General features: G+C 61.7%; 18 protein-coding genes. 12 read left to right on the forward strand and 6 right to left on the reverse strand.

Going from position 1 to position 22,124, the window contains the following annotated elements; translation table 11 throughout:
• Positions 1–19: 19 nt before the first annotated feature.
• The gene (locus FIV35_RS23480) at positions 20–466 is read left to right on the forward strand and encodes a response regulator (protein ID WP_034115298.1); all 447 of its coding nucleotides are present in this window, start codon (positions 20–22) and stop codon (positions 464–466) included.
• A gap of 111 nt (positions 467–577) precedes the next feature.
• Here FIV35_RS23480 and FIV35_RS23485 read toward each other — a convergent pair whose 3' ends face one another.
• On the reverse strand, positions 578–2,755 hold the full coding sequence (locus FIV35_RS23485; protein WP_034139581.1) for a malate synthase G: 2,178 nt from the start codon (positions 2,753–2,755) through the stop codon (positions 578–580).
• A 267-nt stretch (positions 2,756–3,022) separates the two neighbouring features.
• On the opposite strand from FIV35_RS23485, the gene FIV35_RS23490 reads away from it, so the two are divergent.
• On the forward strand, positions 3,023–3,535 hold the full coding sequence (locus tag FIV35_RS23490; RefSeq protein ID WP_034139580.1) for a glycine cleavage system transcriptional repressor: 513 nt from the start codon (positions 3,023–3,025) through the stop codon (positions 3,533–3,535).
• Between the two features lie 221 nt (positions 3,536–3,756).
• Here FIV35_RS23490 and rarD read toward each other — a convergent pair whose 3' ends face one another.
• From rarD to FIV35_RS23515, 5 genes are all read right to left on the reverse strand, one after another.
• Complete coding sequence (gene rarD / locus FIV35_RS23495; RefSeq protein WP_034139579.1) at positions 3,757–4,641, reverse strand: EamA family transporter RarD; 885 nt, start codon at positions 4,639–4,641, stop codon at positions 3,757–3,759.
• A gap of 127 nt (positions 4,642–4,768) precedes the next feature.
• Entirely contained in the window at positions 4,769–5,743 is a 975-nt protein-coding gene (locus tag FIV35_RS23500; protein WP_034139578.1) for a serine/threonine protein kinase, read from the reverse strand.
• A 167-nt stretch (positions 5,744–5,910) separates the two neighbouring features.
• A complete protein-coding gene (locus FIV35_RS23505) occupies positions 5,911–7,809 on the reverse strand; it encodes a PhoX family protein (protein ID WP_034139577.1) in 1,899 nt (632 codons plus the stop codon).
• Positions 7,810–7,890: 81 nt separating this feature from the next.
• Positions 7,891–8,655, reverse strand: coding sequence for a TOBE domain-containing protein (locus FIV35_RS23510; RefSeq protein WP_034139576.1), 765 nt, complete (start codon positions 8,653–8,655; stop codon positions 7,891–7,893).
• Positions 8,656–8,713: 58 nt separating this feature from the next.
• Entirely contained in the window at positions 8,714–9,451 is a 738-nt protein-coding gene (locus FIV35_RS23515; RefSeq protein WP_034139575.1) for a ComFC family protein, read from the reverse strand.
• A 91-nt stretch (positions 9,452–9,542) separates the two neighbouring features.
• Here FIV35_RS23515 and bioB point away from each other — a divergent pair, with 91 nt between their 5' ends.
• The 10 genes from bioB (at position 9,543) to FIV35_RS23565 (ending at position 21,901) form a co-directional block, all read left to right on the forward strand.
• Positions 9,543–10,598, forward strand: a complete 1,056-nt coding sequence (gene bioB, locus FIV35_RS23520; RefSeq protein WP_034101112.1) for a biotin synthase BioB — start codon at positions 9,543–9,545, stop codon at positions 10,596–10,598.
• 142 nt (positions 10,599–10,740) lie between these two features.
• Positions 10,741–11,907, forward strand: coding sequence for an 8-amino-7-oxononanoate synthase (gene bioF, locus FIV35_RS23525; protein ID WP_034139574.1), 1,167 nt, complete (start codon positions 10,741–10,743; stop codon positions 11,905–11,907).
• Positions 11,900–12,631 carry an alpha/beta fold hydrolase gene (locus FIV35_RS23530; RefSeq protein WP_034139573.1) on the forward strand — a complete coding sequence of 244 codons (732 nt, stop codon included), beginning with the start codon at positions 11,900–11,902 and terminating at the stop codon, positions 12,629–12,631. Before bioF ends, FIV35_RS23530 begins: the two co-directional genes overlap by 8 nt.
• Positions 12,624–13,436: a malonyl-ACP O-methyltransferase BioC gene (gene bioC, locus FIV35_RS23535; protein ID WP_034139572.1), complete on the forward strand. Its 813-nt coding sequence runs from the start codon at positions 12,624–12,626 to the stop codon at positions 13,434–13,436. The genes FIV35_RS23530 and bioC overlap by 8 nt, the downstream gene beginning before the upstream one ends.
• Complete coding sequence (bioD, locus tag FIV35_RS23540) at positions 13,433–14,113, forward strand: dethiobiotin synthase (RefSeq protein ID WP_034139571.1); 681 nt, start codon at positions 13,433–13,435, stop codon at positions 14,111–14,113. Before bioC ends, bioD begins: the two co-directional genes overlap by 4 nt.
• A gap of 106 nt (positions 14,114–14,219) precedes the next feature.
• Positions 14,220–14,501, forward strand: coding sequence for a hypothetical protein (locus tag FIV35_RS23545; protein WP_034101107.1), 282 nt, complete (start codon positions 14,220–14,222; stop codon positions 14,499–14,501).
• Positions 14,502–14,840: 339 nt separating this feature from the next.
• Positions 14,841–16,646 carry a phenylacyl-CoA dehydrogenase gene (locus tag FIV35_RS23550; protein WP_034101105.1) on the forward strand — a complete coding sequence of 602 codons (1,806 nt, stop codon included), beginning with the start codon at positions 14,841–14,843 and terminating at the stop codon, positions 16,644–16,646.
• A 204-nt stretch (positions 16,647–16,850) separates the two neighbouring features.
• Entirely contained in the window at positions 16,851–18,140 is a 1,290-nt protein-coding gene (locus FIV35_RS23555) for a GGDEF domain-containing protein (RefSeq protein ID WP_034139570.1), read from the forward strand.
• 90 nt (positions 18,141–18,230) lie between these two features.
• Positions 18,231–20,003: an acyl-CoA dehydrogenase C-terminal domain-containing protein gene (locus FIV35_RS23560; RefSeq protein WP_034139569.1), complete on the forward strand. Its 1,773-nt coding sequence runs from the start codon at positions 18,231–18,233 to the stop codon at positions 20,001–20,003.
• 119 nt (positions 20,004–20,122) lie between these two features.
• A complete protein-coding gene (locus FIV35_RS23565; protein ID WP_034139568.1) occupies positions 20,123–21,901 on the forward strand; it encodes an acyl-CoA dehydrogenase C-terminal domain-containing protein in 1,779 nt (592 codons plus the stop codon).
• The last annotated feature ends 223 nt before the right edge of the window (positions 21,902–22,124 follow it).

Here is a 22,124-nt window from a genome sequence, read left to right on the forward strand (position 1 = left end):
TAGAACCGCTGAGAACCGTATGTCCGACCACGATATTTTGAGTGATGCCGAGCGCGAGGCGCTCAGCGCCGTGATGCTGGAGCCCGATCTGCCGCCACAACGCGTGTTGATTGTCGACGACGACAAGGACGCGCGCGAGTTGCTGGCGGAAATCCTGGGCCTGGACGGTATTCGCTGCATGACCGCCGACAGTGGCGAGCGCGCGTGGGACTTGTTGAAATCCAGCAGCTCCATCGGCTTGTTGATTACCGACCTGCGCATGCAACCCAGCAACGGGCTGGAACTGATCAAGCAAGTGCGCGAATCCACCCGCGCGGCGCTGCCGATCATCATCATGTCCGGGGACGCCGAAGCGCCGGATGTCATTGATGCCATGCATTTGAGCGTGGTGGATTTTTTGCTCAAGCCGATTGATAGCGTGAAACTGGCGAGGTTGGTGAAGCGGGAGTTGGGGATGGCGTCCTGATTTCTCCTTACATCCGCCCACGCTGGGAGGGCGCTTGCTTGCGATGGCGCCATTGCGGTCAGCCCAAGCTTCAAAGAAAAAGCCCTGATCTCACGATCAGGGCTTTTCTTTTTACAGGCCGTTCTTAGCCTTGAATTCCCGACGCCGACGATGCAACACCGGCTCGGTGTACCCGTTAGGCTGTTTGGTCCCTTCAATCACCAGTTCCACCGCCGCCTGGAAGGCGATGTTGCTGTCGAAATCCGGTGCCAAAGGGCGATACAGCGCGTCACCGGCGTTCTGGCGGTCCACCACCGGCGCCATGCGCTTGAGGCTTTCCATCACTTGCGCTTGATTGACGATGCCATGGCGCAGCCAGTTGGCGATGTGCTGGCTGGAAATACGCAGGGTGGCACGGTCTTCCATCAGGCCGATGTCGTTGATGTCCGGCACTTTCGAGCAGCCGACGCCCTGGTCGATCCAGCGCACCACATAGCCGAGGATGCCCTGGGCGTTGTTGTCCAGCTCGTTGCGGATTTCTTCCTCGGTCCAAGCGGTGTTCTGCGCCAGCGGGATAGTCAGGATATCGTCCACCGAGGCGCGTTCGCGCTTGGCCAGTTCGGCCTGACGCGCGAACACGTCGACCTTGTGGTAGTGCAGTGCGTGCAACGCGGCGGCCGTTGGCGAAGGTACCCACGCGGTGTTGGCGCCGGCCAGCGGGTGAGCGATTTTCTGTTCCAACATCGCCGCCATCAGGTCGGGCATCGCCCACATGCCTTTACCGATCTGCGCACGACCTTGCAGGCCGGTGCTCAAGCCGATATCGACGTTCCAGTTTTCATACGCTGCGATCCACTTTTCCGACTTCATCGCCGCCTTGCGCACCATCGCGCCGGCTTCCATGGAGGTGTGGATTTCGTCGCCGGTGCGGTCGAGGAAACCGGTGTTGATAAACACCACGCGCTCACTGGCGGCCTTGATGCAGGCTTTGAGGTTGACCGTGGTGCGGCGCTCCTCGTCCATGATCCCGACTTTGAGGGTATTGCGCGGCAGGTTCAGCACGTCTTCGACGCGGCCGAACAGCTCATTGGTAAATGCCGCTTCTTCCGGGCCGTGCATCTTCGGTTTGACGATGTACACCGAACCGGTGCGGCTGTTCTTGCGGCTGGTATTGCCGTTGAGGCTGTGGATCGCCGCCAGGCTGGTGATCAGGCCGTCGAGAATGCCTTCCGGTACTTCGTTGCCGTCTTTATCCAGGATCGCGTCGATGGTCATCAAGTGGCCAACGTTACGCACGAACAGCAGCGAACGACCGTGCAGGGTCACGTCCTGGCCATTCACGCCGGTGTAAACGCGATCGGGGTTCATGGTGCGGGTGAAGGTCTTGCCGCCCTTGGCCACTTCTTCGGCCAGGTCGCCCTTCATAAGACCGAGCCAGTTGCGGTAGATCACCACTTTGTCGTCGGCATCCACGGCGGCGACGGAGTCTTCGCAGTCCATGATGGTGGTCAGCGCGGCTTCCATCAGCACGTCTTTGACACCGGCGGCATCGGTCTGGCCGACCGGGGTGCTGGCGTCGATCTGGATTTCGAAGTGCAGGCCGTTGTGCTTGAGCAGGATCGCAATCGGTTGGGCGCTGTCGCCCTGGAAGCCGATCAATTGACTGTCGTCGCGCAGGCCGCTGTTGCTGCCACCTTTAAGGCTGACGATCAGCTTGCCGTCGACAATCTTGTAGCCGGTGGAGTCGACATGGCTGCCGGCGCTGAGCGGCGCGGCTTCGTCGAGGAAGGCGCGGGCGAAGGCGATGACCTTGTCGCCGCGCACCTTGTTGTAGCCTTTGCCCTTCTCGGCGCCGTCGGCTTCGCTGATGGCGTCGGTGCCGTACAGCGCGTCGTACAGCGAACCCCAACGGGCGTTGGATGCGTTGAGGGCGAAGCGGGCATTCATTACCGGCACCACCAACTGTGGGCCGGCCATGCGCGCGATTTCGTCATCGACGTTTTGGGTCGAGGCTTGGAAGTCTGCGGCTTCTGGCAGCAGGTATCCGATGTCTTGCAGGAAGGCTTTGTAGGCCACCGGGTCGTGGGCCTGGCCGGCATGGGTCTGGTGCCAGGTATCGATCCGTGCTTGGAAATCATCGCGTTTGGCGAGTAGGGCTTTGTTCTTCGGCGCCAGGTCGTGGATGACCTTATCGGCACCGGCCCAGAACTGATCGGCAGTGATGCCGGTGCCGGGAATGGCTTCGTTGTTCACGAAGTCGAACAGGACTTTGGCGACCTGCAGGCCACCGACTTGAACGTGTTCAGTCATTGCTTGCCTCACTCTGCGGAGCTTATGCGCTGTTTCGGATTTTCATTATGTAGTGCTCGGATGGGCATACTACATGATGACTTGCGGTTGTGAAAATTAGACTAAATACGTCGTTTAGCGACCCACTTTGGTCGTACGGTCACAGCGGAGAACGGTATGTTCTCAAAAAGTTACAGGATTGTTCCAGATAAATATAAAAATGGTACACGATTTGTTTTCGCGGCACCCTGGGTCCACCTTGTAGGCTGACTTCCAAAGGGCTTCGCCATGGACCATCTTGTACTCACAATTATCGCCGCCGACAAACCCGGCCTGGTTGAACGTATCGCGCAGACCATCGCCGCCCAGGGCGGCAACTGGCTGGACAGCCGCATGGCCCATATGGCCGGAGAGTTCGCCGGGATCCTGCGGGTAAGTGTGCCGGCAGACAATCGTCAGGCGTTGGTGGGGGCGTTGGAGGACTTATCCACACACGGCATTCGCGTGCTGGTGGGCGAGGGCAGCACCGCGCAGGCGCCGGCGTCCAAACCCATCGTGATGACGTTGGTGGGCAATGATCGCGCAGGGATCGTGCGTGAGATCACGGCGTTGTTGAGCCGCCAGGGGGTCAACCTGGAAAGCCTGAGTACCGGCGTAACTCCAGCACCGATGAGCGGGGACCTGTTGTTCAACGCCGAAGCGTTGTTGCAGGTGCCTTCGAGCTTGCCCCTTGAGACGTTGCAAGCCTCCCTGGAAACCTTGGCCGATGACCTGATGGTCGAGCTGCATCACGAGGAGTAATCGCCACAGGGTTATCCATGGAAATCTTGCATGGGCCTGTGGATAACCTGTAGAGACCCCTCGCCAGGCCACGCCCGCCGTGGCTCTTGCTCAGCTGAGCAAAAAACGAGCAGTTTCAATGGCTTGTGCACAAATGGCGGGGACCAGGTTGTGGATAACCTTGGGGTGAATGGCTGCAAGCCACACAGGCTGTGGCTTGCAGAGGTTTGTACGTTATTTGATCAGCGTTTGCGCACGCTCAGCCAGGCATCCACGCTGTACACAACCAGGCCGGCCCAGATAAAAGCGAACGCCAGCAGCGTGCTCGGCGCCAAGTGTTCGCCGAACAGCAGCACCGCTTCCAGCAACACCAATGTGGGCGCGACGTACTGCAAAAAGCCCAATGCGGTGTAAGGCAAATGCCGCGCGGCGGCGTTGAAACACACCAGCGGGATCAGCGTCACCGGGCCTGCGGCCACCAGCCACCAGGCTTCGGAGGTGCTCCAGAATGCCAGTTGCGCGCTATGTGCGCTGGGGTTGAACAGCAGCCACGCCACCGCGATCGGCACCAGCATCCAGGTTTCCACCACCAGCCCCGGCAATGCTTTGACCGGTGCCTGCTTGCGGATCAGCCCGTAGAAACCGAAGGTCAACGCCAGCGCCAACGAGACCCACGGCAAGCTGCCCACTTGCCACACCTGTTGCGCCACACCCACGGCGGCCAATATCACGGCGACCCACTGTAAGCGGCGCAGACGTTCGCCCAGCAACAGCATGCCCAGCAGCACGTTCACCAGCGGGTTGATGTAGTAACCCAAGCTCGCTTCGAGCATGCGCCCGCTGTTGACCGACCACACATAGGTCAGCCAATTGGCCGCAATCAGCGAACCGCTCAGTGCCAGAATCGCCAGGCGCTTGGGGTTGTCGCGCAGCTCGCAGAACCAGCCGGGGTGCTTCCACACCATCAGCAGCAAGCCCCCGAACAGCGCCGACCACAGCACCCGGTGCACGATGATCTCGGCGGCGGGCACGCTGGCGATGGCTTTGAAGTAGAGCGGGAACAGGCCCCAGATGACATAGGCGCTCAGGCCCAGAATGTACCCTTTGCGGGGGTTGGCGGCGTGCATGCGGAATCCTTGCTTAGGCAGCTAACAAAGCGCGATTGTAAGGATATTTGTCAACCAATGGGACTGGCTTGGTCATGAGGTTTGCTTTGTGTGGGAGAGGGCAGGCCCTCTCCCACATTAAAAGCACTCAGAAGAGTTTCAGCGGCTCTTCGTTGAGGGCCGAGAGTTGCTCACGCAGGGCCAGGACCTGATCGCCCCAATACCGCTCGGTGCCGAACCACGGAAAACTGTGGGGGAATGCCGGGTCGTCCCAGCGCCGTGCCAGCCAGGCGCTGTAGTGCATCAGGCGCAAGGCACGCAGGGGTTCGATCAGGGCCAGTTCACGCGGGTCGAAGTCGTGGAATTCCTGATAGCCGTCCATCAATTCCGACAGTTGCCCCAGGCATTCCTGACGATCGCCAGCGAGCATCATCCACAGGTCCTGCACCGCTGGGCCCATGCGGCAGTCGTCCAGGTCGACGATGTGGAACATCTCGTCGCGGCACATCATGTTGCCGGGGTGGCAATCGCCGTGCATGCGGATGTTCTTGTGCGGGGTGGCCTTGTATACCTCCTCCACCCGTTTGAGCAGGTCGCGCGCTACCGACTCGTAGGCCGGCAACAGGCTCTTGGGAATGAAGTTGCCCTCAAGCAGCGTAGTCAGCGAATCGTGCCCGAAGTTCTTCACTCCCAGCGCTTCGCGGTGTTCGAACGGTCGCGTGGAGCCCACGGCATGCAAACGCCCCAGCAACTGCCCCAGCCGATAGAGTTGATCCAGATTGCCCGGCTCCGGCGCACGGCCGCCACGACGGGGGAACAAGGTAAAGCGGAACCCTGCGTGTTCGAACAGGCTGTCGCCGTTATGGATCAGCGGCGCCACCACCGGCACGTCGCACTCGGCCAATTCAAAGGTGAAACGGTGTTCTTCCAGAATCGCTTCGTTGGTCCAGCGCTGGGGCCGGTAGAACTTGGCGATCAGTGGCTCGGAGTCTTCGATGCCCACTTGATAGACGCGGTTTTCGTAGCTGTTGAGCGCCAGCACGCGGGCGTCGCTGAGGAAACCGATGCTTTCGACGGCGTCGAGCACCAGATCGGGGGTGAGTGTTTCAAACGGGTGGGCCATGCGAACTCCTGCGCGCAGCAGGGCGCCGCGTCCGGCCGGGTATGGTAACGCACGCGGCTGGAGATAGGGGGCGACTGTGCCATTGTCATCGGGGGCAAGCTCCCCCCACCTTTGAAGGTAATCACCGGTCAAAATGTGGGAGGGGGCTTGCCCCCGATAAGGCCGTGTCAGGCGCCGACGATCCCGCCGTCATCGCGCCGAATGGCCAGCACCGACGAACGCGGCTTACCGTTGGGCAAGTGCTCCGGCCAGGTCGAGCCACCGGTTTCGCCCGGATGCTGAATGCCCACGAACAGGGTTTTCTGGTCCGGCGCGAAGCTGATGCCGGTCACTTCACACGCCACCGGCCCCACCATGAAACGACGGATTTCCCCAGTGTTTGGATCGGCACAGAGCATCTGGTTGTTGCCCATGCCGGCGAAGTCGCCGCTGTTGCTGTAGTCGCCGTCGGTGAGAATCCACAGACGCCCAGCTTTATCGAAGCCCAGGCCGTCGGGGCTGTTGAACATGTTCTGCGGGTTGATATTCGACGAGCCGCCCTTGGGTGCGCCAGCGTGTACCGCTGGGTTACCGGCCACCACGAACAGGTCCCAACTGAAGTCGTCGGCGCCGTGGTCGTCGGCATTGGCCTTCCAGCGCAGGATCTGGCCGTAGACGTTTTTCTCGCGCGGGTTAGGCCCGCCCACCGGCTGGCCGTCCTCACCGCGTTTGGCGTTGTTGGTCAGGGTGCAATAGACCTGGCCGTCGGTGGGGCTGACCACGATCCATTCCGGACGGTCCATACGCGTAGCCTTGACCACGCTGGCGGCCAGGCGCGCGTGGATCAGCACTTCAGCCTGGCTGGCAAAACCGCTGCTGGCGTCGATACCGTTTTTGCCGTGGGTCAACTCGACCCACTGGCCCTTGCCGCGAGGATGATCGGCGTTGCCGTCGCCCGCGTCGAAGGTCGCCACGTACAGCGTGCCGTGGTCGAGCAAGTCCTTGTTGGCCTTGGGGTTCTTGTGATTGATCTTGTCGCGGCTGATGAACTTGTAGATGAATTCACCGCGCTCGTCGTCGCCCATGTACACCACAGCACGACCGTCGCGGGTTTGCGCCAGCGCCGCGTTCTCGTGCTTGAAACGGCCGAGGGCGGTGCGTTTGGCCGGGGTGGATTGCGGGTCGAACGGGTCGATCTCCACCACCCACCCATGGCGATTGAGTTCGTTGGGGTTCTTGGCCATGTCGAAGCGCGGGTCGTGCAGGTGCCAGTTGATGTCCTTGCTGGCCGCCACCACGCCGTAGCGCTTCTGCCCGGCGTCGAAGGCTTGCTGCGGGTTGCTGCTGCCGAAGCAATCGGTGAAGTTTTCTTCACAGGTCAGGTAGGTGCCCCAGGGGGTCATGCCGTTGGCGCAGTTCTGGAAGGTGCCGAGGGCTTTCTTGCCCGACTTGTCGGCGCTGGTCTTCAACCAGTCATGGCCGGCGGCGGGGCCGCTCAGGCGAATCGGCGTGTTGCCGTGGATGCGGCGGTTGTAGCGTGAGTCCTGAACGAACTGCCAAGTGTCGCCCTTGCGCCGAATTTCGATCACCGACACGCCTTCGCTGGCCTGGGCCTTGCGCACCTCTTCGGCCGATTGCGGCGCGCCGCCGTGGGCGTAGAGATAGCGATAGTTGGTGTATTCGTTATTGATCGCCATCAGCGCGCGGTTGTTGTCGCCGGGGAACGGGAACAGGCTCATGCCGTCGTTGTGGTCGCCGAACTGCTGCTCCTGCGCCACCGCTGTGCCGTTGCCGGACGGGTCGAAGGCCGGCGCATTCTTGTGCAGCGGCTGGCCCCAACTGATCAGCACCGAGGCGCTGTAGCCTGGCGGTAGGCTGATGGTGTCGCTGGTGGCGGCGGCGATGCTGTCGAACCCCAGCAGTGGGCTGGCGTTGGCGGCATTGACCGCCAGGGCGCTGCGGCTGAGCAGGTTGCCGCCCAGGAACATCGCGGCGCCGCACAGGGCGCCGGCCCCGATAAAGCGGCGGCGGGTCAAGCCGACCATCTGTTCGAGGTCGGTGGCTTGGTTCTCTTCTAACAGGCTCATCTCGGGCTCCTTGAGTGCTTTTTGCCAACACCTTAAGCAGCCGCCGTGACGAAATTGTTGCAGTTTGAAGAAAGCTGCCGCTTACACCGGCGTCCCCAGCAACACCTGGCTCGGCGCGAATTGCACCTGGATCGGTTGGCCGACCGTGGCGCCCAATGCGGCAAGTGCGTTGGTCTGCGCTAAAGCGCAGAGCACCAGGCCATTGGGCAGGCTGATGCGCACTTCGCTGGGGCCGTCGTCGGCGTCGAGAACATTGTCGATCAAGCCGCTCAGGCAATTGTTTCCAGGTGTTGCGGGTTGATCGGCCGCAAGCAGTTCCAGCCAGCCGGCCTTGATCAAGGCAACGGTTTCCACGCCCGGTTCCAGTTCCAGCCGTTGCGTGCTGTCATGGGTGATCTGCGCTTTGAGTGTCATGCCACCGGCCAGACGCAGATGGATCAGGTCATTGCGGCCCTTGGCCTCAATGGCGTCCACCCGGCCATGCAACTGGTTGCGCGCGCTGGTGCGCAGCATCAGGCGGCCGAGCAGGTTGAAGTCACTGGCGGCTTCGTCCGAGGCCAGCACTTGGGCCTGTAGCGCTTGCAGGCGCTGATATAGGCGCAACACCCTTTCGCCCTCCACGGTCAGCTTGGCGCCGCCACCGCCTTTGCCGCCGACATTGCGTTCAACCAAGGGCTTTTGCGCGAGGTTGTTCAGTTCATCGATGGCGTCCCACGCGGCCTTGTAGCTCAGACCGGCGCTTTTGGCGGCGCGGGTGATCGAGCCTTGTTCGGCAATATGGGCCAGCAACGCGATGCGTTGGGGGCGGCGGATGATGTGCTGGCTGAGGGGCGTCGGCAAAGGCATGGCAATACGCTTGAGTGGGATCGACCGAACGTTGCGGGCAAGACCGAGCGCCGTCAAGTCAGCCGCCGGGCTTGGGCGTGCGGGCCAGGCAATACACATCGACCTGGCGGGCGCCGGCACTGATCAACAGGCGGCTCAGGCTATGGGCCGTCGCGCCGGTGGTGAGCACGTCGTCCACCAGGGCAAAATGGCGGCCCTGCACCTGGGCATCGGCGCAAAGGGCAAATGCGCCGCGCAGATTGCGCTGGCGGGTTTTGGCGTCGAGGGCCTGTTGCGCAAGGGTTTCATGGGGGCGTAGCAACAGCTGTTCATCGTGGGCGATGCCCAGGTCTTGGCTGAGCCAGCGCGCAAGCATCAATGCCTGGTTGTAGCCCCGTTCGCGCAAGCGCTTGCGGGCCAGGGGCACTGGCAATAGGCAGTCGGGGCGCGTCAGGTCAGTGTTGTCGAAGCGGTGCTGCACATGCTGCGCGAGCAGTCGTGCGAGCATGTGCCCCAACGGCCAGCGTGCCTGGTGCTTGAAGCGGCTGATCAGGCTGTCGACCGGAAAGCTGTAGGACCAGGGCGCGATCACCTGTTTAAACGCAGGCGGCTTTTTCTGGCATTGACCGCAGGTCAGCCCTTCCATCGGCAAGGGCAGGGCGCAGACATCGCACTGGTCCAGCAGCCAAGGCAATTCGGTTTCGCAGACGTTGCACACACAAAGCGCTGATTCGGTGGTTTCATCGCAGATTAAACAGGTGTGTTCGTTTTTTAACCAGTTGTAAACCTGGTGTTTGTATCCAAGTTGACAGTGCATGAATCTTCCTTAAATATGCCGAGCATCCGTGTCGTGCCTGTGGGTATTGCCTGCCCGCAGCGTTTGCCAAAGCATAATCAAGGAACCGCCCATGAGCGCCAGCACCACCGCCCACTTGCGTCACGACTGGTCGTTAGCCGAAGTCAAAGCGCTGTTCGTGCAGCCCTTCAATGACCTGTTGTTCCAGGCGCAGACCGTGCACCGCGCGCATTTCGACGCCAACCGCGTGCAAGTGTCGACCCTGCTGTCGATCAAAACCGGCGCCTGCCCGGAAGATTGCAAATATTGTCCGCAGTCGGGCCACTACAACACCGGCCTGGAAAAAGAAAAGCTGATGGAAGTGCAGAAGGTCCTCGAAGAGGCCGCGCGCGCCAAGGCCATCGGCTCGACCCGGTTCTGCATGGGCGCCGCGTGGAAGCACCCGTCGGCCAAAGACATGCCCTACGTGCTGCAGATGGTCAAAGGCGTCAAGGCCATGGGCCTGGAGACCTGCATGACCCTCGGTCGGCTCGATCAGGACCAGACCGCCGCGTTGGCCGAGGCGGGCCTCGACTATTACAACCACAACCTCGACACCTCGCCGGAGTTCTACGGCTCGATCATCACCACCCGCACCTACAGCGAGCGTCTGCAGACCCTGGCCTACGTGCGCGAGTCGGGGATGAAGATCTGTTCCGGCGGCATTCTCGGCATGGGCGAGTCCCTCGACGACCGCGCCAACCTGTTGATCCAACTGGCCAACCTGCCGGAGCATCCCGAGTCGGTGCCGATCAACATGCTGGTGAAGGTGGCCGGTACGCCGCTGGAAAACGCCGATGACATCGACCCGTTCGACTTTATTCGCATGCTGGCGGTGGCGCGCATCCTGATGCCTACATCCCATGTGCGCTTGTCGGCCGGCCGCGAAGCCATGAACGAGCAGATGCAGGCCCTGGCGTTTTTCGCCGGCGCCAACTCGATCTTCTACGGCGACAAACTGCTGACCACCGCCAACCCGCAGGCGGACAAGGACATGCAACTGTTCGCGCGCCTGGGCATCCAGCCGGAAGCCCGCGAAGAGCATGCCGATGAGGTGCATCAGGCGGCGATCGAACAGGCATTGGTGGAGCAGAAGAGCAGCGAGCAGTTCTACAACGCCGTCGTTTAATTGAAGTGCGATCCAAATGTGGAAGGGGGCTTGCCCCCGATAGCGGTGGGTCAGTCATTACATGCACTGGCTGGCACACCCTAATCGGGAGCAAGCGCCTCCCACATTTTGACCGAGTTAAACCTGCCAAACCGAGGCCAGCATGTCTTTCGATCTCGCCGCGCGCCTCGCTGCCCGCCGTGCCCAACACCTTTATCGCCAACGGCCGTTGCTTGCCAGCCCTCAAGGCCCGCAGGTGGTGGTCGACGGCCAACCCTTGCTTGCGTTCTGTAACAACGATTACCTGGGCCTGGCTAATCACCCGCAGGTGATCGAAGCCTGGCGCGCTGGTGCAGCACGCTGGGGCGTAGGCGGTGGCGCTTCGCACTTGGTGGTCGGCCATGCCACGCCGCACCATGAACTGGAAGAGGCCCTGGCCGACCTGACCGGTCGCCCACGGGCGCTGCTGTTTACCACCGGCTACATGGCCAACCTCGGCGCGGTTACGGCGCTGGTGGGGCAGGGCGATACCGTGCTTGAAGACCGCCTCAACCATGCGTCTTTGCTGGATGCGGGGCTGTTGTCCGGGGCGCGGTTCAATCGTTACCTGCATAACGACGCCTCCAGCCTGGCCACGCGCCTGGAAAAAGCCACCGGCAACACCCTGGTGGTGACCGACGGCGTGTTCAGCATGGACGGCGATCTCGCGGACCTGCCCGCACTGGCCCGCGCCGCCAAAGCCAAAGGCGCCTGGCTGATGGTGGATGACGCCCACGGCTTCGGCCCACTGGGCGCCAACGGCGGCGGGATTGTCGAGCATTTTGGCCTGAGCCAGGACGATGTGCCGGTACTGGTTGGCACCCTGGGCAAAGCGTTCGGCACCGCCGGTGCGTTTGTGGCGGGCAGTGATGACCTGATCGAGAGCCTGATCCAGTTCGCCCGGCCGTACATCTACACCACCAGCCAGCCGCCCGCGCTGGCCTGCGCCACGTTGAAAAGCCTTGAGCTGCTGCGTACCGAACACTGGCGCCGCGAGCACCTTGACGCGCTGATCCGTCAATTCCGTGCGGGGGCCGAGCAGCTAGGTTTGGACTTGATGCCCAGCTTTACGCCGATCCAGCCGATCCTGATCGGCGACAGCGCCAGGGCGATGCGCTTGTCCTGGATGCTGCGCGAGCGCGGCCTGATGGTCACCGCGATCCGCCCGCCCACCGTGCCCGCCGGCAGCGCGCGTTTGCGTGTGACCCTGACCGCCGCCCACACTGCGGCGCAGGTGCAGCGATTGTTAGAGGCGTTGGAAGCCTGTTTGCGCGAGCCCGAGCATGCGTGATCGATTGATCTTGCTGCCGGGCTGGGGCCTCGGCGTTTCACCGCTGGAGCCATTGGCCGCTGCCTTGCGTGGCTTGGATGAGCACTTGCAGGTGCATATCGAACCGCTGCCTGCGCTGGACTCCAGCGACCTGAATGAGTGGCTCGACGAACTCGACGCCACGCTGCCGGACAACGCCTGGCTGGGCGGTTGGTCCCTCGGTGGAATGCTCGCCGCTGAGCTGGCCGCGCGGCGCGGCATGCGTTGCTGCGGGCTCCTGACGCTGGCGAGCAACCCTTGTTTTGTCGCCCATGACCACTGGCCCAGCGCGATGCCCGCCGAAACGTTCGATGCCTTCCTCGCCGGTTGCCACGCCGACTCCCAGGTCACCCTCAAACGCTTCGGCTTGTTGTGTGCCAAGGGCGCCGACGACCCGCGCGGTCTGGCGCGCTTGTTGGTCAGTGGTGCGCCGATTACGCCTTCCACCGTATTGATGACCGGCCTTGAACTGCTCGCGCAATTGGACACCCGCGATGCGTTGCTGGCTTATCGCGGGCCGCAATTGCACCTGTTTGGCGGCCTGGACGAGTTGGTGCCCGCCGAAGCCGCCAGCGAACTGCTGGCCCTGCTGCCCGATGTTGAAATCGGCCTGATTGAACAGGCCGGCCACGCTTTTCTTCTGGAAGACCCCCACGGTGTTGCGGCGGCCATCCAGGCTTTTTTGCATGAGTGCGTAGATGACTGATTTATCCCTTCCCCCGCTGCCCGGCGCTTTACCGGACAAACGCCAGGTGGCGGCGTCTTTCTCGCGCGCGGCGGCCAGCTACGACAGCGTTGCCGAGTTGCAACGGGCGGTGGGCGGCGAATTACTGGCGCGTTTGCCGGCCGGTATCGCACCAGCGCGCTGGCTGGATATGGGCTGCGGCACCGGTTATTTCAGTCGAGCGTTGGGTGAGCGGTTGCCCGACAGCCACGGCGTGGCGTTGGATATCGCAGAAGGTATGCTCAATCACGCGCGGCCATTGGGCGGCGCGGCGCACTTCATCGCCGGAGATGCCGAACGGCTGCCGCTGAAGAATGAAAGCTGCGACCTGATCTTCTCCAGCCTGGCGGTGCAATGGTGTGCCCATTTCGATGCGGTGCTCAGTGAGGCCCACCGCGTGTTGCAGCCGGGCGGGGTGCTGGCGTTCGCCAGTCTGTGCGTGGGGACCTTGGAGGAACTGCGCGAAAGCTGGCGCGCCGCCGATGGTCTGGTGCACGTCAATCGATTCCGTACCTTCGACACGTATCGGCAACTGTGCGACGCCAGCGGTTTGCGTGTGCGGTGTCTGGAACGCCAGCCCCACGTGCTGCACTACCCGGACGTGCGCAGCCTGACCCACGAACTCAAGGCGCTCGGTGCGCACAATCTGAACCCCGGTCGGCCAGGCGGCTTGACGGGCCGCGCGCGCGTTGCTGCACTGATCCAGGCGTATGAGCAGTTCCGTCAGGCCCAGGGCCTGCCGGCGACTTACCAAGTGGTGTATGCCGTACTGGAGAAACCTCTATGAGCGCCGCTTATTTCATTACCGGCACCGATACCGATGTCGGCAAGACCACCATCGCCGCCGGCCTGCTACACGCGGCCCGGCAGGCCGGCAAGAGCACGGCGGCGGGCAAGCCGGTGGCGTCCGGGTGTAGCGTGACCAGCAAGGGCTTGCGCAATGCCGATGCGTTGGCGCTATTGGCCGAGTGCTCGGTGCCGCTGAGTTACGCCGAGGTCAACCCACTGGCGTTCGAACCGGCCATCGCTCCGCATTTGGCCGCGCGGGAGGCGGGCGTTGCGCTGACGGTGCAATCGCTGCTCAAACCCATGCAACAGGTTTTGGCGCGGCAGGCCGATTTCACCTTGATCGAAGGGGCAGGCGGCTGGCGCGTGCCATTGACCGACCAGGCCAACCTGTCGGATCTGGCCATTGCGCTCAAGCTGCCGGTGATCCTGGTGGTCGGCGTGCGCCTGGGCTGTATCAGCCATGCCTTGCTGACCGCCGAAGCCATTGCGCGGGACGGTTTGCCGCTGGCGGGATGGGTGGCCAATATCATCGACCCCAAGACCTCCCGTCTGGAAGAAAACCTTGCCACCCTCGCCGAACGCTTGCCCGCGCCATGCCTGGGGCGCGTGCCCAAGCTCAAGCAGCCCACGGCTGAGGCAGTAGCCGACTACCTGCAATTGGACCTGCTTGACTGATTTTGGCTATCAGCAAGGCATTGTGCCATTAGTGTTATTGACGGGTGTTTTGCCACGATCTCTGGTTCAATCGGGGCTCACGATTCTCTAAAGGCAGGTTAACGCCATGGAAATCTCAGGAAGCAGTGCGTTTTATTCGGGCCTGAGCACCATTCAGACGGGGCAGAACCGCGTCGACCAGGCCGCCGGTAAAATCGCCAGCGCCGCCACGACCCAGCCCTCGGATGCACAGGTCGACCGGCTGCGCGCCAACGACCGTGCCCAGCCGTCCAACTCGGCGAGCAATATGGTCGAAATGGCCGAGGGTAAGTTTCAGGTGGAGCTGGGTGTCAAAGTCGCCAAGGCTTCGGATGAAATGCTCGGTACGTTGATCGACACCTACGCTTAGCCCGCACTTTTGCTGTTGAGCGGGCCTGCGTAGCAGCCCGACATCTGAATACCTAATCTCTCCCGATCTAGTGAGGCGGTCACAATCGTGGCTGCCCTCAGTCCGACGCGCACGAGTTCGCTCACCGCGCGTCTTGCTTAATGATTTCCTACACTCACTCCCTGTGGCGTCGCGCCGCAAGCATTGCCGTGCGTGGCATTGATGCCCGTCATGACAAACGGCATCCGAGCGGTGCTTGACATCCCCAGGTCGTAAACGTATGTTTCAAACACCTGTTTGACCGCCACAGTTCATCCACGCGGTTGTTCATTCCAGATACATCAGCAGAGGTTTATCGCTATGCCTGACTACAAGGCCCCCTTGCGTGATATTCGCTTCGTTCGTGACGAACTGCTTGGCTATGAAGCGCACTATCAGAGCCTGCCGGCTTGCCAGGACGCTACCCCGGACATGGTCGACGCCATCCTTGAAGAAGGCGCCAAGTTTTGTGAGCAAGTGCTGGCACCGCTGAACCGCGTGGGCGACCTGGAAGGGTGCACCTGGAGTGAGTCGGGCGTTAAAACCCCAACCGGTTTCAAAGAAGCCTACAAACAGTTCGTCGAAGGCGGCTGGCCAAGCCTGGCCCACGACGTAGAGCACGGCGGCCAAGGCCTGCCGGAATCCCTGGGCCTGGCAGTCAGCGAGATGGTCGGCGAAGCCAACTGGTCGTGGGGCATGTACCCAGGCCTGTCGCATGGAGCCATGAACACCATTTCCGAGCACGGCACGCCCGAGCAACAAGAGGCGTACCTGACCAAGCTGGTGTCGGGCGAATGGACCGGCACCATGTGCCTGACCGAGCCGCACTGCGGCACCGACCTGGGCATGCTGCGCACCAAGGCCGAGCCACAGGCCGACGGCTCCTACAAAGTCTCCGGCACCAAGATCTTCATCTCGGCCGGTGAGCACGACATGGCCGATAACATCGTGCACATCGTGCTGGCCCGCCTGCCGGACGCGCCGGCCGGCACCAAAGGCATCTCGCTGTTTATCGTGCCCAAGTTCCTGCCGAATGCCGATGGCACCATCGGCCAGCGCAACGCGGTGAGCTGTGGTTCCCTGGAACACAAGATGGGCATCCACGGTAACGCCACTTGCGTGATGAACTTCGACGCGGCCACCGGTTTCCTGATCGGCCCGGCGAACAAAGGCCTGAACTGCATGTTCACCTTTATGAACACCGCTCGCCTGGGCACCGCGCTGCAAGGCCTGGCCCACGCCGAGATCGGCTTCCAGGGCGGCCTGAAATACGCTCGCGATCGCCTGCAAATGCGTTCCCTGACGGGCCCGAAAGCGCCGGACAAGGCCGCCGACCCGATCATCGTGCACCCTGACGTACGTCGCATGCTGCTGACCATGAAAGCCTTCGCCGAAGGCAACCGTGCGATGGTGTACTTCACCGCCAAGCAAGTGGACATCGTCAAGTACGGCACCGACGACGAAGCCAAGAAACAGGCCGATGGCCTGCTGGCCTTTATGACCCCGATCGCCAAGGCGTTCATGACCGAAGTCGGTTTTGAATCCGCCAACCACGGTGTGCAGATCTACGGCGGCCACGGCTTCATCGCCGAGTGGGGCATGGAGCAGAACGTTCGCGACAGCCGCATTTCGATGCTGTACGAAGGCACCACCGGCATCCAGGCCCTGGACCTGCTGGGTCGTAAAGTGCTGATGACTCAAGGCGAAGCGCTCAAGGGCTTTACCAAGATCGTGCACAAGTTCTGCCAGGCCAACGAAGGCAACGAAGCGGTCAGCGAGTTTGTCGCACCGCTGGCGGCTTTGAACAAAGAGTGGGGCGAACTGACCATGAAGGTCGGCATGGCGGCGATGAAAGACCGTGAAGAAGTCGGGGCCGCGTCGGTGGACTACCTGATGTACTCCGGCTACGCCTGCCTGGCTTACTTCTGGGCCGATATGGCACGGGTTGCCGCTGAAAAGCTGGCCGCCGGGACTACCGACGAGGCGTTCTACACCGCCAAGTTGCAGACCGCGCGCTTCTACTTCCAGCGCATCCTGCCGCGTACTCGTACTCATGTGGCTACCATGCTGTCGGGCGCCAGCAACCTGATGGATATGAAAGAAGAAAACTTCGGCCTGGCTTACTAAGCCTTACCGGGTTTCTTGGAAACCGCCGCAGCCCAAAGGCTGCGGCGGTTTTTTTTCGACGGTTAAAAAACGCAGCTCAGCGCTCAGGGATTGCGCCTGGCTGCCGTTACAGTGATGGCAATGTGACGCATCCCGCGCAAGGTGTGCTTAACTGTTTGCGCTACGGCAAAGTGCCATTACTTTTTGCGGGTCGGAGCTTTACCCTTGTCACGCGTGTCCGCTGTACGTTTCAGCCATTTCCTTCCTTCGTTGCTGCTTTTGCTGGCCGGGCTCTCGGCTGCGTACGTCAAGGACCTCAACGTGTTCTTCACGTCGTTGTTCAACGTGTTGCCGACCCTGGTGCTGTTGCTCGGCGGCTCGTATTGCGCGGTGTACCGCCGTCAGCGCGAACTGTTTCTGATGATCACGGTGTACGTCGCTTACTTCCTGCTCGATACCCAGACCGATTACTACCGCGATAACGGTCGCGTTCGTGAAGACGCGGCGGTGGTGTTTCATCTGTGCTGCCTGTTGTTGCCGTTGCTGTTCAGCATTTATGCGCTGTGGCAGGAAAAAACCCATCTGTTCCGCGACTTTGTCGCACGCTGCGCCGTGCTGCTGGCCGTCGGCAGTGTCGCGCTGGCCTTGGAGCAAAGTTATCCCCAGGCGCTGCTGAACTGGCTGGCGGAAATTCGCTGGCCGGCGCTGCATGGCAGCTGGATGAGCTTGATTCAGCTTTCATACCCGATGTTTCTGATTGGTTTCGTTACCCTTGCCGCGCAGTACTGGTACCAGCCGCGTCCGCTGCATGCGGCGCAATTGGTGGGTGTGATGGGGTTGTTCTGGATGCTGCCGCAAACGTTCATCCTGCCGTTCACCCTGAACATCATGTGCAGCCAGGTCATGTTGATGATCGCCGCCGGCGTGGCCCATGAGGCGTATCAAATGGCGTTCCGTGACGAGTTGACCGGCCTACCCGGGCGGCGGGCCCTCAACGAGCGCATGCAGCGCCTAGGGCGCAACTATGTGCTGGCGATGACCGACGTCGATCACTTCAAGCGCTTCAACGACACCCACGGCCATGATGTGGGCGATCAGGTGTTGCGCCTGGTGGCGAGCAAGCTGTCCAAGGTCAACGGCGGCGGGCGCGCGTACCGTTACGGCGGGGAAGAGTTTGCCGTGGTATTCGCCGGCAAGACCCTGGATGAGTGCATGCCGCACCTGGAGGAAATCCGCGAGATCGTCGCCAACTACGATATCAAGCTGCGCAACTCGGACCGCCCGCAGGATGACCAACAGGGCCGTCAACGTCGGGCGGGTAGCGGGGCGTCGAGTGTCTCGGTGACGGTCAGCATCGGTGTGGCCGAGCGTCAGATGGAGCAGCGCACGCCGGAAGAAGTGCTCAAATCCGCCGACCAGGCGCTGTACGCGGCCAAGGGCGCGGGACGTAACTGTGTGATCGCGGCCGGCCAGAACCGCCGTGGCGCGGTACGCACCCAGAGCGCTGCCGGTTGAGTGATGGCGGTGTATTCAGCGGCCCTACAGTGATTGAACGGCGTGCCGGCCGGCGGTAGGTTGGAGCGATCTGCCGCCGGAGACATCGCCATGCCTGAGTACAAAGCTCCCCTGCGCGACATGCGCTTTCTGATCGACAACGTGTTTGATTTCCACGGTCACTACGCGGCATTGGGCGCGACGGACGCCAGTCCGGACATGGTCAGTGCAATCCTCGAAGAAGGTGCGAAATTCTGCGAGAACGTGCTCTCGCCGCTCAACCGTAGCGGTGATGAAGAGGGCTGCCATTTCGACAATGGCGTTGTGACCACACCCAAGGGCTTCAAAGAAGCGTTCGCCCAGTATGTGGAAGGTGGCTGGCACGGTGTCGCGGCCGACCCGGCCTACGGCGGTCAAGGCTTGCCGCAATCACTGGGCCTGGTGCTCAGCGAGATGATCGGCTCCAGCAATACGTCGTGGGGCATGTACCCCGGCCTGACCCATGGCGCCATGTCGGCGATCCAAGCCCATGGCACCGCCGAACAGAAAGACACCTACCTGAGCAAACTCACCGCCGGCGAATGGACCGGCACCATGTGCCTGACCGAAGCCCACTGCGGCACCGACCTGGGCCTGATCAAGACCCGCGCCGTGCCCCAGGCGGACGGCAGCTACGCCGTCACCGGCAGCAAGATTTTCATCTCAGCCGGCGAGCACGATCTGAGCGCCAATATCATCCACCTGGTGCTGGCCAAACTGCCGGACGCACCGGCAGGTACCAAAGGTATTTCGTTGTTTATCGTGCCCAAGTTCCACGCCGATTCCGGCGAGCGCAATGCGGTGCACTGCGGCTCCATCGAACACAAAATGGGCATCAAGGCCTCGGCTACGTGCGTGCTGAACTTCGACGGCGCCAAAGGCTTCCTGATCGGCGAGGCCAACAAAGGCCTCAACTGCATGTTCACCATGATGAACCACGCGCGCCTGGGCACCGGCATGCAGGGGCTGTGCAATGGCGAGGCGAGTTTCCAGGGCGCGATCAAGTACGCCAATGACCGCCTGCAAATGCGTTCTCTGACCGGCCCCAAGGCCCCGGACAAGGCTGCCGACCCGATCATCGTGCACGCCGACGTGCGGCGCATGCTGTTGACCATGAAGGCCTTCAACGAAGGCAATCGGGCGCTGACCTATTTCACCGCGCAACTGCTGGACACCGCCCACCTGGGCGACGACGCCGCCCAGCGCCAGGAGGCCGAAGACCTGTTGGCCTTCCTCACGCCGATCTGCAAAGCCTTCATGACCGATACCGGGCTGGAGGTGACCAACCTCGGCATGCAGATCTTCGGCGGTCACGGCTATATCCGCGAATGGGGCATGGAGCAATTGGCGCGGGATGCGCGGATCGCACCGATCTACGAAGGCACCAACGGCATCCAGGCCCTCGACCTGCTGGGCCGTAAGGTGCTGGGCAGCCAAGGTAAGTTGTTGCGTGGGTTTACCAAGATCGTGCATAAGTTCTGCGCTGCGAATGCCGAACACCCGCAGCTCAAGGGGTATGTGGCGCAGCTTAATCAGTTGAACCAGGAATGGGGCGAGTTAACCACCAAGGTGGGCATGGCCGCGATGAAGAACCCGGACGAAGTGGGCGCGGCGGCTGTGGATTACTTGATGTACAGCGGGTACATCATCCTCGCCTACTTGTGGCTACGCATGGCCATTGCCGCGCAGTCCCACAGCGACGGCGAGTTCGCCAAGGCCAAGTTGGCCACCTGCGAGTTCTACTTCAAACGCCTGTTGCCGCGCACCATCACCCATCGTGCGGCGGTGGAGGCGGGGAGTGACTGCCTGATGAGTCTGCCCGCGGAAGCTTTTTCGCTTGGATGACTTAAAAATACCTGTCAGTCACAAGTAGACCCTATGTGTCTCAAAAGTTGTTCGGTTACACTCGGGGCCTGTAAAACCGATCCTACCGAATCACTTTTTAAGTTCTAACGAGGTTTGCCATGGCTGATTACAAAGCGCCGCTGCGGGATATGCGCTTCGTCCTCAACGAAGTGTTCGACGTCGCCAACACCTGGGCTCAGTTGCCGGCGTTGGCAGACAGCGTAGATACCGAAACCGTTGAGGCGATCCTCGAAGAAGCCGGCAAAGTTACCGCCAAATCCATTGCCCCGCTTAGCCGCGGCGGTGATGAGCAAGGTTGCCGCTGGGCGGACACGGTGGTATCGACGCCGGATGGTTTCCCACAGGCCTATAAAACCTACGCCGAAGGCGGTTGGGTGGGCGTGGGTGGCGACCCCGCGTTTGGCGGCATGGGCATGCCCAAGGCGGTGTCGGCCCAGGTTGAAGAGATGATCAACTCGTCGAGCCTGGCGTTCGGTCTGTACCCGATGCTGACCTCCGGCGCCTGCGTGTCGATCGCAACCCACGCCAACGAAGACTTGAAAGCCACCTACCTGCCGAAGATGTATTCCGGCGAGTGGGCCGGTTCCATGTGCCTCACCGAAGCCCATGCCGGTACCGACCTGGGGATTATCCGCACCAAGGCCGAGCCGCAGGCGGACGGTTCCTACAAGGTCAGCGGGACCAAAATCTTTATCACCGGCGGTGAACACGACCTGACCGAAAACATCATCCACCTGGTGTTGGCCAAGTTGCCCGATGCGCCGGCCGGTCCCAAGGGCATCTCGCTGTTCCTGGTGCCTAAGTTCATGGTCAATGCCGATGGCAGCCTGGGCGCGCGTAACCCAGTGAGCTGCGGCTCCATCGAACACAAGATGGGCATCCAGGCGTCCGCTACCTGCGTGATGAACTTCGACGAAGCCGTGGGTTATTTGGTGGGCGAGCCTAACCGTGGTCTGGCGGCGATGTTCACCATGATGAACTACGAGCGTCTGGGCGTAGGCATTCAGGGTCTGGCGTCCGGTGAGCGTTCCTACCAGAACGCTATCGAGTACGCGCGTGACCGCTTGCAAAGCCGTGCGCCGACCGGCGCCCAGGCCAAAGACAAAGTGGCCGACCCGATCATCGTGCATCCCGACGTGCGCCGCATGCTACTGACCATGAAAGCGTCGAACGAAGGTGGCCGTGCGTTCTCCACCTACGTAGCCACCCAATTGGATATCGCCAAGTTCAGCGACGATGCCGCCGCCCGCGAGCGCGCCGACAACCTGGTGGCCTTGCTCACGCCGGTGGCCAAGGCGTTCCTCAGCGACTTGGGCCTGGAAACCACCGTGCTGGGTCAGCAAGTGTTTGGCGGCCACGGCTACATTCGCGAATGGGGCCAGGAACAATTGGTGCGCGATGTGCGCATCACCCAAATCTACGAAGGCACCAATGGCATCCAGGCCCTGGACTTGATGGGGCGCAAGATCGTTGGCAGCGGCGGCGCGTTCTATCGTTTGTTCGCCGACGAGGTTCGCCAGTTCACCGCGACCGCCGGGGCTGAGCTGGGCGAGTTCATCCGTCCGTTGAATACGGCGGTGGATAACCTGGATGAGCTGACGGCCTGGGTGCTCGATCGCGCCAAAACCAACCCGAACGAAATCGGCGCGGCGTCGGTGGAGTATTTGCATGCGTTTGGTTACATGGCCTATGCCTATATGTGGGCACGCATGGCCAAGGCCGCATGGGGCAAGGAAACCGAGGACGACTTCTACGCCAGCAAACTGGGCACCGCACGCTTCTACTTTGCGCGCCTGCTGCCGCGTATCCACTCGTTGTGTGCGTCGGTAAAAGCCGGTAGCGAATCGTTGTTTTTGCTGGATGAAGCCCAGTTCTAAAGGCTTGGAGGGCGTGTAAGCAATCTCTTACATGACGTGCTGCTAATCGTCCTCTATCGCCACATTGGATCCATCGATAATCTACTTCACATGGACGTCGCGCAGGAAGCGCAAAGCAACAACACGGACACGTAGGATTCTGCCAGGACGGCGGAGTGAAATGGATGTCAGGGAAACAGTCTGCAAAACCCCGCTTCGGCGGGGTTTTCTTTTGCCCGCGAAA

Origin of the sequence: Pseudomonas rhodesiae, from assembly GCF_007858255.1 — a bacterium.
Classification (GTDB): Bacteria; Pseudomonadota; Gammaproteobacteria; order Pseudomonadales; family Pseudomonadaceae; genus Aquipseudomonas; species Aquipseudomonas rhodesiae.

Coding starts and splice junctions, on each gene's coding strand:
- FIV35_RS23480 (WP_034115298.1), top strand. CDS start 20: ATGTCCGACCACGATATTTTGAGTGATGCCGAGCGCGAGGCGCTCAGC.
- FIV35_RS23485 (WP_034139581.1), bottom strand. CDS start 2,755: ATGACTGAACACGTTCAAGTCGGTGGCCTGCAGGTCGCCAAAGTCCTG.
- FIV35_RS23490 (WP_034139580.1), top strand. CDS start 3,023: ATGGACCATCTTGTACTCACAATTATCGCCGCCGACAAACCCGGCCTG.
- rarD (WP_034139579.1), bottom strand. CDS start 4,641: ATGCACGCCGCCAACCCCCGCAAAGGGTACATTCTGGGCCTGAGCGCC.
- FIV35_RS23500 (WP_034139578.1), bottom strand. CDS start 5,743: ATGGCCCACCCGTTTGAAACACTCACCCCCGATCTGGTGCTCGACGCC.
- FIV35_RS23505 (WP_034139577.1), bottom strand. CDS start 7,809: ATGAGCCTGTTAGAAGAGAACCAAGCCACCGACCTCGAACAGATGGTC.
- FIV35_RS23510 (WP_034139576.1), bottom strand. CDS start 8,655: ATGCCTTTGCCGACGCCCCTCAGCCAGCACATCATCCGCCGCCCCCAA.
- FIV35_RS23515 (WP_034139575.1), bottom strand. CDS start 9,451: ATGCACTGTCAACTTGGATACAAACACCAGGTTTACAACTGGTTAAAA.
- bioB (WP_034101112.1), top strand. CDS start 9,543: ATGAGCGCCAGCACCACCGCCCACTTGCGTCACGACTGGTCGTTAGCC.
- bioF (WP_034139574.1), top strand. CDS start 10,741: ATGTCTTTCGATCTCGCCGCGCGCCTCGCTGCCCGCCGTGCCCAACAC.
- FIV35_RS23530 (WP_034139573.1), top strand. CDS start 11,900: ATGCGTGATCGATTGATCTTGCTGCCGGGCTGGGGCCTCGGCGTTTCA.
- bioC (WP_034139572.1), top strand. CDS start 12,624: ATGACTGATTTATCCCTTCCCCCGCTGCCCGGCGCTTTACCGGACAAA.
- bioD (WP_034139571.1), top strand. CDS start 13,433: ATGAGCGCCGCTTATTTCATTACCGGCACCGATACCGATGTCGGCAAG.
- FIV35_RS23545 (WP_034101107.1), top strand. CDS start 14,220: ATGGAAATCTCAGGAAGCAGTGCGTTTTATTCGGGCCTGAGCACCATT.
- FIV35_RS23550 (WP_034101105.1), top strand. CDS start 14,841: ATGCCTGACTACAAGGCCCCCTTGCGTGATATTCGCTTCGTTCGTGAC.
- FIV35_RS23560 (WP_034139569.1), top strand. CDS start 18,231: ATGCCTGAGTACAAAGCTCCCCTGCGCGACATGCGCTTTCTGATCGAC.
- FIV35_RS23565 (WP_034139568.1), top strand. CDS start 20,123: ATGGCTGATTACAAAGCGCCGCTGCGGGATATGCGCTTCGTCCTCAAC.